The 15,586-nt window shown below is 75.4% G+C and carries 11 protein-coding genes; 8 read left to right on the plus strand and 3 right to left on the minus strand.

Annotation, left to right across the window (positions count from 1 at the left end):
* The first annotated feature begins 5 nt into the window (after positions 1 to 5).
* Together V6U88_RS17165 and dxs are read left to right on the plus strand one after the other, a co-directional pair.
* Complete coding sequence (locus tag V6U88_RS17165) at positions 6 to 1,166, plus strand: anhydro-N-acetylmuramic acid kinase (protein WP_334454191.1); 1,161 nt, start codon at positions 6 to 8, stop codon at positions 1,164 to 1,166.
* 70 nt (positions 1,167 to 1,236) lie between these two features.
* A complete protein-coding gene (dxs, locus tag V6U88_RS17170; protein WP_334454192.1) occupies positions 1,237 to 3,186 on the plus strand; it encodes a 1-deoxy-D-xylulose-5-phosphate synthase in 1,950 nt (649 codons plus the stop codon).
* 261 nt (positions 3,187 to 3,447) lie between these two features.
* Here the strand turns inward: dxs and V6U88_RS17175 are convergent, their stop codons facing one another.
* Positions 3,448 to 4,641 carry a hypothetical protein gene (locus tag V6U88_RS17175; RefSeq protein ID WP_334454193.1) on the minus strand — a complete coding sequence of 398 codons (1,194 nt, stop codon included), beginning with the start codon at positions 4,639 to 4,641 and terminating at the stop codon, positions 3,448 to 3,450.
* Between the two features lie 309 nt (positions 4,642 to 4,950).
* Here V6U88_RS17175 and V6U88_RS17180 point away from each other — a divergent pair, with 309 nt between their 5' ends.
* Positions 4,951 to 6,777: a hypothetical protein gene (locus V6U88_RS17180; RefSeq protein WP_334454338.1), complete on the plus strand. Its 1,827-nt coding sequence runs from the start codon at positions 4,951 to 4,953 to the stop codon at positions 6,775 to 6,777.
* An 80-nt stretch (positions 6,778 to 6,857) separates the two neighbouring features.
* Here V6U88_RS17180 and V6U88_RS17185 read toward each other — a convergent pair whose 3' ends face one another.
* Positions 6,858 to 8,630, minus strand: a complete 1,773-nt coding sequence (locus tag V6U88_RS17185; RefSeq protein WP_442934647.1) for a hypothetical protein — start codon at positions 8,628 to 8,630, stop codon at positions 6,858 to 6,860.
* Between the two features lie 218 nt (positions 8,631 to 8,848).
* Here V6U88_RS17185 and V6U88_RS17190 point away from each other — a divergent pair, with 218 nt between their 5' ends.
* The gene (locus V6U88_RS17190; RefSeq protein ID WP_334454194.1) at positions 8,849 to 10,135 is read left to right on the plus strand and encodes an outer membrane protein assembly factor BamB family protein; all 1,287 of its coding nucleotides are present in this window, start codon (positions 8,849 to 8,851) and stop codon (positions 10,133 to 10,135) included.
* Positions 10,132 to 11,406, plus strand: coding sequence for an outer membrane protein assembly factor BamB family protein (locus V6U88_RS17195; RefSeq protein WP_334454195.1), 1,275 nt, complete (start codon positions 10,132 to 10,134; stop codon positions 11,404 to 11,406). Before V6U88_RS17190 ends, V6U88_RS17195 begins: the two co-directional genes overlap by 4 nt.
* Here V6U88_RS17195 and V6U88_RS17200 read toward each other — a convergent pair whose 3' ends face one another.
* Complete coding sequence (locus tag V6U88_RS17200; protein ID WP_334454196.1) at positions 11,407 to 12,609, minus strand: C39 family peptidase; 1,203 nt, start codon at positions 12,607 to 12,609, stop codon at positions 11,407 to 11,409. It lies immediately after the preceding gene.
* 130 nt (positions 12,610 to 12,739) lie between these two features.
* On the opposite strand from V6U88_RS17200, the gene V6U88_RS17205 reads away from it, so the two are divergent.
* From V6U88_RS17205 to V6U88_RS17215, 3 genes are read left to right on the plus strand one after another with little or no spacing between them, the layout of a single operon-like run.
* Positions 12,740 to 13,408, plus strand: a complete 669-nt coding sequence (locus V6U88_RS17205; RefSeq protein ID WP_334454197.1) for a response regulator transcription factor — start codon at positions 12,740 to 12,742, stop codon at positions 13,406 to 13,408.
* The gene (locus V6U88_RS17210) at positions 13,405 to 14,619 is read left to right on the plus strand and encodes a sensor histidine kinase (protein WP_334454198.1); all 1,215 of its coding nucleotides are present in this window, start codon (positions 13,405 to 13,407) and stop codon (positions 14,617 to 14,619) included. Before V6U88_RS17205 ends, V6U88_RS17210 begins: the two co-directional genes overlap by 4 nt.
* A 34-nt stretch (positions 14,620 to 14,653) precedes the next feature.
* The gene (locus tag V6U88_RS17215) at positions 14,654 to 15,574 is read left to right on the plus strand and encodes an AEC family transporter (RefSeq protein ID WP_334454199.1); all 921 of its coding nucleotides are present in this window, start codon (positions 14,654 to 14,656) and stop codon (positions 15,572 to 15,574) included.
* Positions 15,575 to 15,586 lie beyond the last annotated feature (12 nt).

Below are 15,586 nucleotides of genomic sequence, written 5' to 3' on the forward strand. Positions count from 1 at the left end.
ACCCGATGAAGATCGTCGGGTTGATGTCCGGCACCTCGTACGACGGGGTGGACGTGGTCGCCGCCGAGTTCACCGCCGACGGCGACACCCTGCGGATGCGTCCGCTGGGGCACCGCGGGCTGGACTACGACGACGCCCTGCGCGAGTCGATCGGCGCGCTGCTGCCGCCGGCGGCCACCACGATCGAGGCGGTCTGCCGGCTGGACAACGCCCTCGGCGAGGTCTTCGCCACCGCCGCCGCGCTCGGCGTCGAGCTGGCCGGCGGGCGGGCCGACCTGGTGGTCTCGCCCGGCCAGACCGTCTTCCACTGGGTCGACGGGGGCACCACCCGGGGCACCCTCCAGCTCGGCGCGCCGGCCCGGGTGGCCGCGCGGGTCGGCGTACCCGTGCTGTCGGACCTGCGCGCGGCGGACGTCGCCGCCGGCGGGCAGGGCGCGCCGCTGGTCCCGGCCTTCGACGCGCTGCTGCTCGACCCGGCCGCCGGGCCGCGCGCGGCGCTCAACCTGGGCGGCATCGCCAACCTCACCGTGGTGACCCCGGGCGAGCCGGTCCTCGGGTACGACGTCGGCCCGGCCAACGCGCTGCTCGACGCGGCGGCTCGACGCCTCCTCGGCCGCCCCTGCGACCTCGACGGTGCCCGCGCGGCGGCCGGCCGGGTGCACGCCGGGCTGCTGGACGCGCTGCTCGCCGAGCCCTACTACGCCGCGCCGCCGCCCAAGTCCACCGGCAAGGAGCTCTTCCACGCCGGCTACCTGGACGAGCGGCTGGCCGCGCTGGGGGAGCCGGTGGCCCCGGACGACGTGCTCGCCACGCTGACCGAGCTGACCGCCCGGACGGTGGCCGCCGCCTGCGACCGGCACCGGGTCGGCGAGGTGATCGCCGCCGGCGGGGGAGTGCGCAACCCCACACTGCTGGGCCGGCTGGCCGCCCTCGGCGCGGGGCGCTGGCGGCTGCGCACCACCGACGAGCTCGGCGTGCCGGCGCAGGCCAAGGAGGCGTACGCGTTCGCCCTGCTCGGCTGGCTCTCCTGGCACGGGCTGCCAGGGGCGATCCCCTCGGTCACCGGCGCCCGGCGCCCGGCCGTGCTGGGCTCCTGGACGCCGGCCGGGCCGGCGCACGGCGCGATCCCGCCCGCGCCGCCGCGCCGGTTGGTCGTCGACCGGTGAACCTGGGAGCCGGCTGGGATGATCCACGGCCGAGCTGCGCCCTGGGGGACGGCCGATAGACTCTGTCGTCATGAGTGTTGAAGAGGGCACGGCCAACCACGGTCGGCTGCTGGGCGCCGTCCGCGGTCCGCAGGACGTCAAGCGGATGACCGCCGAGCAGCTGGACATCCTCGCCGCCGAGATCCGTGACTTCCTGATCGCCAAGGTCTCCCGCACCGGCGGGCACGTCGGCCCCAACCTGGGCGTGGTGGAGCTCACCCTGGCGATGCACCGGGTCTTCGACTCTCCCCGCGACCGGCTCCTGTTCGACACCGGCCACCAGGCCTACGTGCACAAGATCGTCACCGGCCGGCAGGACGGCTTCGACAAGCTGCGCCAGCGCGGTGGGCTCTCCGGCTACCCCAGCCAGGCCGAGAGCGAGCACGACCTGATCGAGAACTCGCACGCCTCCACCGCCCTGTCGTACGCCGACGGGCTGGCCAAGGCGTACGCCCTGCGCGGCGAGCAGCGCAGCGTGGTCGCGGTCGTCGGCGACGGCGCGCTCACCGGCGGCATGTGCTGGGAGGCGCTGAACAACATCGCCACCTCCGGCAACCCGCTCGTCATCGTGGTCAACGACAACGGCCGGTCGTACTCGCCGACCATCGGCGGTCTCGCCGACCACCTCTCCTCGCTGCGGCTCAACCCCAGCTACGAGAAGGTCCTCGACACCGTCAAGGACGCCCTCGGCTCCACCCCGCTGGTCGGCAAGCCGATGTACGAGGTGCTGCACGCGGTCAAGAAGGGCATCAAGGACGCGGTCGCCCCGCAGGCGATGTTCGAGGACCTCGGCATCAAGTACGTCGGCCCGGTCGACGGGCACGACATCGCCGCGATCGAGTCGTCGCTGCGCGCCGCGAAGAACTTCGGCGGCCCGGTGATCGTGCACGCGGTCACCCGCAAGGGCTACGGCTACCGCCCGGCGGAGGAGGACGAGGCGGACTGCCTGCACGGCCCGGGCGCCTTCGACGCCGAGACCGGCAAGCTGCTCGCCGCCCCGTCGGTCAAGTGGACCCAGGTCTTCGCCGACGAGCTGGTGGCGATCGCCGACGAGCGGCCCGACGTGGTGGGCATCACCGCCGCCATGGCGGAGCCCACCGGCATCGCCACCCTGGCCCGCAAGCACCCCGAGCGGGTGTACGACGTCGGCATCGCCGAGCAGCACGCCGCCACCTCGGCCGCCGGCCTGGCGATGGGCGGGCTGCACCCGGTGGTGGCGGTCTACGCCACCTTCCTCAACCGCGCCTTCGACCAGGTCCTGCTGGACGTGGCGATGCACAAGCTGCCGGTGACCTTCGTGCTGGACCGGGCCGGCATCACCGGCCCCGACGGGCCGAGCCACTACGGCATCTGGGACATGTCCGTCTTCGGTGTGGTGCCCGGGCTGCGCATCGCCGCGCCCCGGGACGCCGGCAGCCTCCGCGAGGAGCTGCGCGAGGCGGTCGCCGTCGACGACGGCCCGACCATCGTCCGCTTCCCGACCGGCACCGTCGCCGCCGACCTGCCGGCCGTCCGCCGGGTCGGCAGCGTCGACGTGCTGGCCGAGTCGGCGCGTACGGACGTGCTGCTGGTCGCGGTCGGCTCCTTCGGCCAGCTGGGCATGGAGGTCGCCGCCCGCCTCGCCGAGCAGGGCTACGGCGTGACCGTGGTCGACCCGCGCTGGGTGCGTCCGGTCCCGGCCGAGCTGGTCGAGCTGGCCGCCGGGCACCGGCTCGTGGTCACCGTCGAGGACGGCGTGCGGGTCGGCGGTGTCGGTGACGCGCTCGCCCAGGCGATGCGGGACGCCGACGTCCGGGTGCCGCTGCGCGACCTCGGCGTGCCCGCCGACTGGCACCCGCACGGCACCCGCGCGCAGATCCTCGGCGACCTGGGGCTCACCGCGCAGGACGTGGCGCGCGACGTCATCGGCTGGATCTCCGGGCTGGACGCGCAGTCGGTGGAGCCGGTCCGGCTGCGGGCCAGCGAGGCCAGCTCCAACTAGAGACAGGACCCCGCCGACGGGCGGTCCCGGTGCCCGGGGCCGCCCGTCGGCGCGTCCGGGTACCGGTGGCGCCCCGGGAGCCGGCAGGGTGCCTCCGGCGTCCTGTCGAGCTGATGCCGTGGACGAGTCGGCGACGCCCCGCGCAGGGGCAGGCTCGGCGCTGAGTCGTTGACGACATCAGCTCCACAGGAGGTGGAGGTCCGCCGCGGTCCCGACCGCTCCCGCCCGGCTTTGCGGTCGGGAGATGTGGAGCCGGATGGGTCAGCGGCCGCCGACGGAGCGGTAGTAGGTCTTCTCCGCGCCGGCCAGGCTGAAGGTCTGCTTCGCGGCCGGCATCGGCACCACCGCCAGGCCGGGGCGGTCCACCAGCCGGGGCGTGCCCGGCGGCGTCGAGAGCGAGGCGTCGCGGTTGCCCCGCCAGGTCAGCACCACCAGCGGCTGCCCGGGCACCGGCAGCACGTACGTCTGCAGGGGGTTGGACCGGTCGGCCGGGGAGACCACCGGGGCGCCGCCGTCGGCGGGGCGGTAGACCACCGCCGTCATCGTGCCGGCGTCCGTCTCCCAGGTCAGCTGCTCCAGGTCGCCCGGGTCGCCGCCGCCCAGCGCCATCTCGCCGATCGCGCGGACCGTCACCTTCTCCATCGGCCACGACTCGGGCGTCGAGCGGGGCGCGTCCCGGTCACCGATGCGGCGCGGCATGCTGCCGAAGGGACCCCGCTCGTCGGCGAGCACGCAGGTGTCCAGCCCGTCCAGGGCCCGCCGGCCCGAGCCGGTCTCGTCCCGGACCAGCGGGTAGCGGGGGTCGGCGGTGGCGGTGCCGAGGTCGAGCAGGCGCTCGGCGGCGCGACCCCGCGGCAGGGACTCGGTGGCCCGCAGCGTCGCGGTGACCGGCACGGCCGCGCAGGCCGGCACGGCGACCGGGCGGCTCAGCCCGTCGGTGCGCACCAGCGCCCGGCCGTCCGGCCCGAGCAGGCGCTCCACCCGGCCTGAGGTGAGGTAGCGACGGCCCTCGGCGAGCTGCACCGGCAGGATGTCGGCGTAGGCGAGGTAACCGGGGTCGGTGTACTCGCTGGCCCGGGTCACGGTGTAGCGGTCGCCGTCGCCGGTGAGCTGGAGCAGCCAGGACGCGCCCTCGCCGGGCACGTCGGCGGCGACCAGGGCCAGCCGGGTGCCGTCGACCTCGCCGGAGAAGAGGATGCCCGAGGACGGCAGGTGGGCGCGGTCGTCGATCGGCGAGCGCCAGGCGCGTACCGCGTCGGTCACCGCCCGCGTCGCGGCGGCGTCACCGGCGAGCGAGCCGCGCGGCGGCCAGACCGGCAGCGTGCCGTCCAGGCTGTCGTAGCCGACCCGCAGCTCGCGGGTCGCCCGGTCGGCGACCGGGCCACAGGCGGTCACGGCCAGCACCATGGTGAGCAGTGCGGTGGCCGTCGTGCCGCGGCGGCGGACTGAAGCCACCTGTACGCCTCCCGATCGCCTCGCCGTCGTTGCCGGAAGCCCACATGGTACGCAACGGTCGCGGAGCACCTCGCGGCCGTGTCCGACGGCCACAAGGGACAGCAACTGCGATTTCGGGCTATTCTCCGGCTCCGGTAGACTCCGCCGACTGTGACGTCTGTCGAGCCCCGTGGCGCCTCCGCACCGGACCCCGACGCCGCCGGGGGCTCCGTCCGCGGCGCCACGGCGACCGTGACCGCGCCCCCTGTCCTCGATCCGCCGGCCGAACAGGCGCCGGCTGCCGACGCGCCGGTCGACCGGGCGGCGACCGTGGACGCGCCGACGCGGGCCGTACCCGACAAGCGGCCGGCGACGGCGGACCGCGACGGCGCGGCGGCGCCCGCGCGGTGGCGGTGGCGCTGGACGTCCCGGCGCAAGGACCTCACCGTCTACGGGATCTTCCTGCTCGTCGCGCTCTGGGTGACCAGCCAGATCTGGGTCGACCCGGCCGGTCGGGTCGCCTCGCTCTACAGCAGCGACCCGGCGCAGGTGCAGTTCTTCCTCGCCCACTCGGTGCGGGTGGTGCTGCACGGGGAGTTCCCGTTCTTCACCGACCAGTTCAACTACCCCGACGGCGTCAACCTGATGGCCAACACGGCCGTGCTGGCGCTGGGCATCCCGATGGTGCCGGTCACCCTGCTCTTCGGACCCGCCGTGTCGTTCGTGGTGCTGGTCACCCTCGGCCTCTCCGGCACCGCCGCCGCCTGGTACCACGTGTTCTCCCGGCACCTGGTCCGCCGACGGCTGGCCGCCGCGGTCGGCGCCTGGTTCTGCGGGTTCTCACCGGCGATGCTGTCGCACGCCAACTGGCACCCGAACATCATCTCCCAGTTCCTGCTGCCGTTCATCGTCTGGCGGGTGATGGTGCTGACCCGCTCCACCCGGCCGGTGCGCGACGGCGCGTTGCTGGCCCTGCTGGTCACCGCGCAGGCGTTCATCAACGAGGAGATCCTGCTCTTCACCGCGCTGGCCTGCGGCGTCTTCCTGACCGCGATGGTGGTGCAGCGGCCGGCGCTGTGGTCGGTGGCCTGGCGGCCCCTGGCCAAGGGCCTGCCGGTGTGCACGGTGCTGGCGGGGTCGCTGCTGGCGTACCCGCTCTACATCCAGTTCGCCGGGCCGATGGCGTACCACGGGCTCAGCGACGCGGTCCGCGACTACGGCAACGACATCGCCGCCTTCTTCGCCCCCGGCTCGCCGACCTTCGGCGGCCACGAGCGGGCGAACGTGAACCTGGCGCCGAACTACTCCGAGGAGAACGCCTTCTTCGGCTGGAGCCTGTCGCTGCTCGCCGTCGGCATCGTGGTCTGGCTGCGGCGCGAGGTGCTGGTCCGGGCGCTCGCCGCGACCGGGTTCTTCTTCGCCGTGCTCTCCCTCGGGGAGCGGGTGTCCTGGTGGGACCGGAACCTCTTCACCGGCCCGTGGGACCTGCTGGTCCGGCTGCCGCTGCTCGACGCGGTGGTGCCGACCCGGTTCGCCCTGATCACCAGCGTGGTGATCGGCATGCTGCTGGCGCTGGCCGTGCAGCGGGCCTGGACGCTGCGCGGCGCCGAGTGGCGGCACGCCAAGACGGTCACCGTCGCCGCCCTGGTGCTCGCGCTGCTGCCGATCGTGCCGATGCCGCTGAAGGTGACCTCCCGCCCGCCGGTGCCGACCTTCATCACCGCCGACCGCTGGCGGCAGTACGTCGGCCCGGACCAGACCCTGGTGCCGGTGCCCGTGCCGAGCATGGGCAACACGCACGGCATGCGCTGGGCCGCCTCCACCAACCTCGACTTCAAGATCCCCGGCGGCTACTTCCTCGCCCCGCGCAACGGCAACACCGGTGACCCGGGTCGCTTCGGCGGCCGGCCCAGCGGCATCGGCGAGCTGCTCGACGAGGTCGCCACCACCGGGCGCACCCCCAAGCTCAACGACCGGCAGCGCCGCCGCTGCCTGGACGAGCTGCGCCACTGGGACGCGGCGATCATGGTGCTGCCGGTCCGCCAGCAGCACGCCGAGCCGCTGCGGCGCACCGTCGAGCAGTTGGTCGGCCCCGCCAAGCGGGAGCTGGACGTCTGGGTCTGGGACGTCCGGCCGCTGACCGCCCGTACGGCCTGACCCCGGGGCGCCCGGGCCGCCGGCCCGGGCCCGCTCGGCCGACCGGCCGGAGCGCCCGGACGGCAGCGCCGTCCGGTTGGTCAGCTGACCAGCGGGCGGACGTCCCAGAGCCACACGTCGTCGACCCGCTGCGCCGGCCCGATCAGGCCGGTCATCAGCTCGCGCAGCACCGCCTCGCGCGGGTGGGCGCCGAGCACCACCACCGAGGCCTTCCAGTAGCGCAGGTCCTCCACCGCCTGGCGGCGGTTCTCCTCGGTCAGTGCCGGCACGGTGCCGGTGTCCATCGAGGTGTAGATCAGCGTGCTGGTGGGCCGGTTGGGCGCGCCGAAGACGCCCGCACCGTCCAGGTTGGGCCCGATGAAGTAGCCGCCCGGCACCGGGAACTCGTGTCCGGTCAGCGCGCTCCAGCGCAGCGTGGGCAGGCCGTGCACGTTGCTCGGGATGGGCACCGGCACCAGGGTCCGGCCCGCCGGCACGTACGGGCGCCATCCGCCGGCGGTGATGAAGTGCGGCGGCGGCTCCACCGGCTGCGCCGGCAGCGGGCGCGGGAACAGCGGCAGCACGGCGAGCGTGATCGCCGCGTACCCGACCGGCCGGACCCAGCGCCGCCGGGCCGGCCTGCCGGTGGTCGCCGCCCGGCCCGCGTCGTCGGCCGCCGCGCGGGGCGCGGGCACCCGGGCGCGGCCGTGGCCCGCCGCCGCGTCCCAGGCCAGCGCGAGCAGGACGCCGACCGCCGCGACCACCACCAGGGCCAGCCGGGTCGGCATCATCATCTCCACCAGCGGCAGGTCGTCCGGGATGTACGCCCACGGGCCGTCGACCGTCGTCTCCACGCCGTCGAAGCGCACCTTCGGCCCGATCGAGGCGAGGGTGAAGACCAGCACCAGCACACCGGCGATCCGGGCCGGCAGCGAGCGACGCCAGAGCAGCACCAGGGCGACCAGCGCCACCAGCACCAGCGGCCAGCCGAACCAGGTGTTCTGCTCGGTCAGGCCGATGGTCTTCTCCACCGCCTCGTCACCGGCCACCGTGTCCCGGGCGAAGGTGACGAAGGCCATCAGGTCCTCGCCCCAGTTGTGGAAGACCCCACCCTGCAGGCCCCGGTAGGACTGCGGGCCGTTGAACTGGTACCAGATCGGGTAGGCGGTCAGCAGCAGGGCCAGCCCGCCGCCGAGGCCGAGCGCGGCCAGGAAACCGCCCGCCCGGGCCCGCGCCGCGCGCGGCCGCTGCACCGCGTACGCCAGCACCAGCACCAGGCAGGCCAGCGCGGTGAGCAGCAGCATCTCCTCGTTGATGAAGATCTGGTACGCCACCAGCAGCCCCAGCACGATGCCGTCGCGCCGCCACCGGCCCGGCTCGCTGCCCAGCCGCAGCACCCGGGCCACGATCACCGGCAGCAGGAAGTTGGAGACGAAGTTCGGCTGCCCGTTGGCGTGGTGCACGATGCCCGGCGCGAAGCCGAGGAAGGCGCCGCCCACGAAGGCCGCCGCCCGCGAGCGCACCAGGTGGCGCGAGAGCATCCAGTACGAGGTGCCCGCGGTCGCGGCCAGCGCGCCGCCCAGGTAGAGCGCGTACGTCACCTGTGGACCGAAGAGCAGGGTGACCGGGGCCAGCGGCAGGGTCATGCCCAGCAGCGAGGTGTTGGCCATCATGTTCACCCCGTCCGGGGCGTTCTGCCTGGCGCTGAACAGCGGGTTCTCCAGGTGCCGCACCGAGTACGCGCCGTGCGAGAAGAGCCACTCGAACCAGCTGTGGTCGGTCGGCAGGTGCGACGAGACCCGGTGCTGCACGTCCACCCAGTAGTTCAGGCACACGAAAACGCCGAGCAGCACATAGGCTCCGATGGCCAGCATGTCGGCCCGGCCGGGGCGCCGACGGGGCCGCCGTGCCGGATCGGCCGCGACGGGCTCGACCGCCTCGGGCGCGGACGTCGGGTTCAACGAGGGATCTACCACCGGCACAGCCACGACGGGCCATCGTACAGGCGGTGACGCGGCGTACCCGCCGGGCCGGTGGGGCGTCCCGCAGGGTGCGCCGGGGGCCGGCAGGCGGCGGTCGGGGGAGGTCGGACGTGGCGCTGATCGATCTGGGTGACGTCCGCGAGGAGCCGGTGCCGGCCCGGCGTCCGCCGCGCGGCGTCGGCCGACCGGCGCGGGTGGCGGTGGCTCTCGTGCTCACCCTCGTCTCGCTGGCCGGGGCCGCCCCGGCGAGGCCGCCGACCAGCTTCACCGTCCCGGCCCGACCGTCCACGACGGCCCTGCTCCAGGACGACCGGCTGTTCCTGGTGGAGCCGGCCGACGGCCCGGCCGGGCAGGGCGGGCAGTTGAGCGCGTACGCCGTCCCGGCGAGCGGGCGGGGTGAGCTCGCCCCGCTGTGGCGCGTGCCGCTGCCGGTCCCCGGCAGCGCCGGTGCGCTCGTCGTCCATCGGGATGTGGTGCTGGTCAACGGCGGCGTGTCGGAGGACGGGCCGCGCAGTGCCTTCGCGTTCGACGTGGGCACGGGGCGGCTGCGGTGGCAGCGGCCGGGTGAACGGGTCCTACCGGCAGGGGACGCGCTGCTCACGGTGGAGAGCGGCGGTGCGGAGCCGGGGCGGGTCAGCTCCGTCGACCCGGGCACCGGTCGGGTCGGCTGGTCGGTGCCGACGCCGGTGGAGGCCACCACCTACCGCTACCGGCCCGACGGGGTCGACCGGATCGTGGTCAGCCCCGCCTCCGGGCAGGTCGAGGTCCGGGACGCCCGCAGCGGGGCGCGGCTGCGCAGCGGCAACCTCCGTCCCGGCGAACTCCCGGTCTACCACCGGAGCCAGCCGGTCGACGACCTGCTGCTGGTGGTCCGGGACCAGGCCGCGCTCGTCACCGCCTACGGACTGGACGCGCTGGAGCGCCGCTGGGAGATCCGGCTGGGGCTGGTGGCCTACTTCAGCACCTGCGGACCGCTGCTCTGCGCGTACGGGCAGACCGGCGGCATGTGGGCGCTGGACCGCGCCAGCGGGGAGGTCCGGTGGCGCGCCACCCGCTGGCACGGCAACGGGACCGAGCGGGGCGGCCGGATGCCGGTGACCGGGCCGGGCACCGGTAGCCAGGACGCGTTGGCGATCCTCGACACCGCCACCGGCGAGGTCGTCGCCGACCTGGGCGACTGGGACCTGGCCGGGGGGCATCCGAGCGAGGGCCGGCTGATCGGGGCGCGGCGGGACGGCGACGACCGGCTGACCGTCGCCGAAGTGGACGTGGCCAGCGGCCGGACCCGCACCCTCGACGTGCTCGCCGACGTCAGCGGCGACTGCCAGACCGGCGCGCGGCTGCTGGTCTGCCGCCGGGTCGGCGGCAGCTACGGAATCTGGAGGCTGGACCGTTGACCGTCATCGACCTGGGCGAGCTGGGACGCGCCGACGAACCGGTCCGGTCGCCGCGACCACCCCGGTCGGTGGGCCGCCCATTGCGCGTCGCGCTGGTCGCCCTGCTGGCCCTGCTGGCCCTGGCCGGGGCGGTGCCCGGGCCGCCGCCGCCCGTCCGGCTGGCCGTGCCGGCCGGTCCCGACCCCGGTCAGCTCCTCTCCGACCTGCTCGTGCTCGCCGTGCCGACCTCCGCCGCGTCGGGCCGGGAACTCGTCGCCGTGGAGCTCACCGACGGGCGGATCCGCTGGCGGTCGCCGTTGCCGGCCGGGCACCAACTGGTGCTGCTGACCGAGGTGGGCGGGGACGTCGTGGTCACCTCGGACCCGGGCGGCGAGCCGGAGTCCGCGCTGCTGGACAAGCACAGCGGGCGGGTGCGGTGGCGCCAGCCCGGTGTCGCCGTGCCGACCGGTGACGGTGGCCTGCTGATGGAGGGCGCCGAGCCGGACCGGATCGCCGTGCGGAGCGTGGACGTCGGCTCCGGGGCGGTGCGCTGGTCGGCCGCCATCGGCGCGGGCACGCTCGGTTACCGGTACGACGACCGGGGCATCGCGCAGGTCGTCCTGGTCACGGACGCCGGCCGGGTCGAGGTGCGGGACGAGGACACGGGTCGGCTGCGCCGGGCCTTCCAGGTCCCGCCGTCGCGCGGCCCGTTCGCGGACAACATCCAGGTCGCCGGGGACGTGCTGCTGACCGACGGCGGTCCGGGCCAGGTCGCCGCCTACGGCCTCGACACCGGGGACCTGCGGTGGCGGACACCGGTGGACCCGGTCAACCCGTTCGCGCGGGCCTGCGGCGACGGGATCTGCGTGACGGAGCGCACCGGGGCCCGGGTGCTCGACCCGAGCACCGGGCGGGTGCGCTGGACCGACGACCGGTGGTACCCCGCCTGGCCGGTCGGCGACCACCTGCTGGCGATCGGCCCGGGCACGGGCGGGGGACCGGAGAGCTTCGCGCTGCTCGACCCCGCCACCGGTCGGGTACGTGCCGAACTGGGCCCGTGGCAGCCGATCAGCTCCGAGGTGGCGGGCAGACGGCTGGTCGAGCGGCGGATACTGGCGGTCCGGCCGGTCTCCGGCGGCCGGATGCTCCTGGGCGAACTGGACCTCGGCACGGGTGAGGTGCGCCCCCTCGACGTGCTGCCCGGCGGCTGGGAATTCTGCGTCCACCGGGGTCGCGCCGTCACCTGCTGGGGGAAGCCCGGTGAACTCGGGCTGTGGCGGCTGCCCGGCTGATCACCAGTTCCGCTGGGCCGGCGGCGCGGGCAGCGGCACCGACGCCGGGTGGACCACGTACGCCGCCCCGCCGCTGCCGCCCTGCCAGGCCGCCTCGAAGCGCGCCCGGTCGACGGTCCGGCGCACCGACGCGTCGTCCGGGGCGTACGGGTCGTTGAGGACCGGGTCGCCGCCGTCGGTGAAGCCGACCAGCACCATCAGGTGCCCCCGGGTGTCGTAGTCCAGCCCGGGCACCTCGCCGGCGCGGAACGCCGCGGAGACCACCAGCGGAACGCCGGCGGCCACGAACGCCTCCGCCTCGGCCAGCGAGCGCAGCCGGGTGACGAAGGCCTCCACCCCGTGCAGGCCGGCGTACGCGGTGTTGAACGCCCAGTTGCCGGCTCCGGCGTACGCGTGGTCGTAGCAGTGCCGGGCGGCGTGCACCACGACCGGGCGGGGACCGGGCGGCGCGACCCAGGCGTACCGGTCGGCCGCCGGGCCGGCGCCCCAGTAGTCCAGCACCATCGAGGTGCAGGTGGGGCTGCACCAGGAGTCACCGCCGCCCCAGCGCGACTCGCCCCCGGCGTGCCGGCGCTGGGAGTAGCGCGGCACGTCCAGCACGACGCCCCGCGCGCCCGGCACCCCCACCGGCCCGGCAGTCTGCCCCGCGGTCGGGCCGTCGGCCGATTCGGTGGTCGAGCGGGTGATCGGCCCGGAGGCGACCGCGCCGACCGTGCGCAGCAGCGGGCCGGCCGTCGCCCCCACCGGGCGCAGCAGGGTCACCCGGACCTGCCAGCCGGTCACCCTGGCCTCCCCGACCACCAGCGTGTCGCAGTCCACCCGGGCGTGCGGGTCGCGCTGCCCCGGCACCGAGCTGCGCCGTACCGTCTCCTCGCCCTCGGCCCAGCGGGCCAGCGCGTACCAGCCCGTGGTGGGGGCGTCCGCGTGCCAGCCGCGCAGCTCCACCTCGACCCAGCACCCCGGCGGCGTCCGCGCCGTCCAGGAGGGCACCACCTCGGCCACGGCGAAGCCGGCCGGCACCGGGGGAGCGGTCCAGCTGCCGGCCTCGTACGTCGCGCCGTCGTGCTTGCGCCGGTCGACCGGGTCGGCCAGCTCCAGCCCGCCGGCGGTGGCCCGGACCCCGACGCCGGTGCCGAGGCGCGCGTCGGCGGCGAGGCGGAAGCCCCGGTAGGCGATGTCCCGCCCGGTCGGTGTCACGGTCACGGCCCGTCCCCTGCGTAGATCAGTGCCGAAAGCATCCCGTACCCCGGAGGTTTCCTGCAACGGCTGCGGCGGGCGACGGCTGTTTGGCGGCCGGCACTAGGTTGACGGGCAGGTCGGCGAGGAGGTCGGGATGCGGGTGCTGGTGGTCGAGGACGAGCGGAACCTCGCCGACGCGATCGCGCGGGGGCTGCGCAAGCGCGGCATGGCGGTCGACGTGGCGTACGACGGCGACACCGGCCACGAGGCCGCCTTCGTCACCCGGTACGACGTGGTGGTCCTCGACCGGGACCTGCCCGGCGTGCACGGCGACCAGATCTGCGCGGACCTGGCCGCCTCCGGCACCCTGACCCGGGTGCTGATGCTGACCGCCAGCGACAGCGTCGCCGACCGGGTCGAGGGTCTCGGCCTGGGCGCCGACGACTACCTGCCCAAGCCGTTCGCCTTCGACGAGCTGGTCGCCCGGGTGCAGGCGCTCGGTCGGCGGGCCACCCCGGCCGCCCCGCCGGTGCTGGCGGTGGGCGACGTGGTGATCGACCCGGCCCGGCGGGTGGTCACCCGGGGCGGGACGCCGGTCGACCTGACCAACAAGGAGTTCGGCGTCCTCTGCGAGCTGGTCAAGGCACGCGGCGCGGTGGTCTCCAGCGAGGAGCTGCTGGAACGGGTCTGGGACGCCAACACCGACCCCTTCACCACCATCGTCCGGGTCACCGTGATGACCCTGCGCAAGAAGCTCGGCGACCCACCGCTGATCGAGACGGTCGTCGGCGCGGGCTACCGCACGGCCGAGGTGGCCGCATGAGCCGGCGGCTGCGTCCGACCCTGCGGCTGCGGCTGACCCTGCTCAACGGGGTGCTGCTGGTCGGCGCCGGGGCGGTCCTGGTGGTGCTGGCCTGGCTGCTGGTCCGCGACGCGCTGCGCCCGAGCGACGAGCTGCGGCCGGGCACCACCGTGCTGTTGGCCGACGGCCGGACGCTGGACGCCGCCGACTGGCAGCGTCAACTGGTCGACGCCGCCTCGCAGGAGCTGCTGCTGAAGGGCCTCATCGCGCTGCTGGCGATCAGCGTGGTCGGGGTGGCCGGGGCGTACCTGGTGGCCGGCCGGGCGCTGCGGCCGCTGCACCAGGTGACCGCCACCGCGCAGCGGCTCGGCGAGGCCACCCTGGACCAGCGGATCGGCTGGTCCGGGGTGGACGACGAGGTGGCCGAGCTGGCCCGCACGTTCGACGCGATGCTGGACCGGATAGCCGCCGCGTTCGAGTCGCAGAAGCGCTTCGTCGCCAACGCCTCGCACGAGCTGCGGACCCCGCTGGCGGTGATGCGTACCGAGATCGACGTGACGCTCAGCGACGAGGACGCCGACACGGCCGAGTACCGCCGGATGGCCACCGTGGTGCGCGACGCCTCGGAGCGGGCCAACGGCCTGGTGGACGCGCTGCTGGTGCTGGCCCGCAGCGAGGCGCAGAGCGGCCGCCGGCTGGCCCGGCGCACCGAGTGCGACCTGGCCACCGGCACGGCCAACGCGCTCTCCGCGATGGCCCGGGAGGTGGAGCGGATCGGGCTGCGGGTGCAGACCTCGCTCCGGCCCGCACCGGTGGTCGGCGATCCGGGGCTGCTGGACCGGCTGGCCGGCAACCTGATCGAGAACGCGGTCCGCTACAACCACCTGCACGGCCGGCTCTGGGTCCGTACCGACTCCGACGGGCGCACCTCCCGGCTGCTGGTGGGGAACACCGGGTTCGAGGTGGACCAGGCCGACGTGCCGGGGCTGTTCGAGCCGTTCCGGCGGGGCGGGCGCGAGCGGACCGGCGCGCGCGGCTCCGGGCTGGGGCTCTCCATCGTGCGGGCGGTCTGCGACGCCCACGGGGGCACCGTGACGGTGCTCGCCCGCCCCGGCGGCGGCCTGGAGGTGATGGTGGCCCTGCCGGCCGCCGACGTCGACTGCCCGGCGACCGGGGCCCGCCCGGGCGGTGGCGCGCCGGCCGTCCGGTCGGAGGCGCACCGGAGGCGGTGACGCCGGCCCGACCGGCCGTCCGTACGCTGCCCGGGTGCTCGCCGCCTTCGTACCCATCTGGGTGCTCACCGGGCTCGGCTGGGTGACCGGACGACGTCGGCTGCTGGGCGGGGAGGCCGAGCGGGTGCTCGGCGGCTTCGTCTTCCACCTGGCGATGCCCGCCGCACTGTTCACCGCGCTGTCCCGGACCCGGCTGGACGTGCACCCGCCCGCCCTCGGCGCCTTCGCGGCGAGCACCGTCGCCACCATGGCGCTGGCGTTCCTGTTCTGCCTGGTGGCACGACGGCGTAACGGCGGCGAGGCGACGATCGGGGCGATGGCGGCCGGCTACGTCAACTCGGCCAACCTGGGCATCCCGGTGGCGCTCCAGGTGCTGGGCGACGCGACCTTCCTCACCGGGGTGCTGCTCTTCCAGGTGCTGGTGGTCACCCCGGTGATCCTGGTGCTGCTGGACCGGTCCGCCGGGCGGGCGTGGCGGCCCGGGCGGCTGCTGACCCTGCCGCTGCGCAACCCGGTGATCGCGGCACCGGCCCTCGGTGCCGCGTGCGCGGCCCTGCACTGGCATCCCCCGGACGTGATCGGCGCGCCGCTCGCCCTGCTCGGCGCCGCGGCCGTGCCGACCGCGCTGGTCGCGCTCGGGCTGTCGCTCACCGCCGGGGCGCGCGCGGGGGACGCACCGCCGCGTCCCGCTGGGCAGCGCGCCGAGGTGGCGTCGCTCTCCGTCCTGAAGCTGCTGGTCCAGCCGGTGATCGCCTGGTCGGTCGGCCGACTCGTCGGCGTCACGGGGGCGGACCTGCTGGCCCTGGTGGTCTGTGCCGCGCTGCCCACCGCGCAGAACAGCTACGTCTTCGCCCGCGAGTACGGGCGGGCCGAGGCGGTGGCCCGGGAGACGGTGCTGGTGACCACCGCGGGCGCGATGGGGACGCTGGCGGTGATCGGCGTGTGGCTGGGCTGAACCGGGTTGTCG

This window comes from Micromonospora sp. CPCC 205739 (assembly GCF_036906795.1).
GTDB lineage: Bacteria > Actinomycetota > Actinomycetes > Mycobacteriales > Micromonosporaceae > Micromonospora.

Coding starts and splice junctions, on each gene's coding strand:
- V6U88_RS17210 (WP_334454198.1), top strand. CDS start 13,405: ATGAGCCGGCGGCTGCGTCCGACCCTGCGGCTGCGGCTGACCCTGCTC.
- V6U88_RS17205 (WP_334454197.1), top strand. CDS start 12,740: ATGCGGGTGCTGGTGGTCGAGGACGAGCGGAACCTCGCCGACGCGATC.
- V6U88_RS17165 (WP_334454191.1), top strand. CDS start 6: ATGAAGATCGTCGGGTTGATGTCCGGCACCTCGTACGACGGGGTGGAC.
- V6U88_RS17185 (WP_442934647.1), bottom strand. CDS start 8,630: ATGCTGGCCATCGGAGCCTATGTGCTGCTCGGCGTTTTCGTGTGCCTG.
- dxs (WP_334454192.1), top strand. CDS start 1,237: ATGAGTGTTGAAGAGGGCACGGCCAACCACGGTCGGCTGCTGGGCGCC.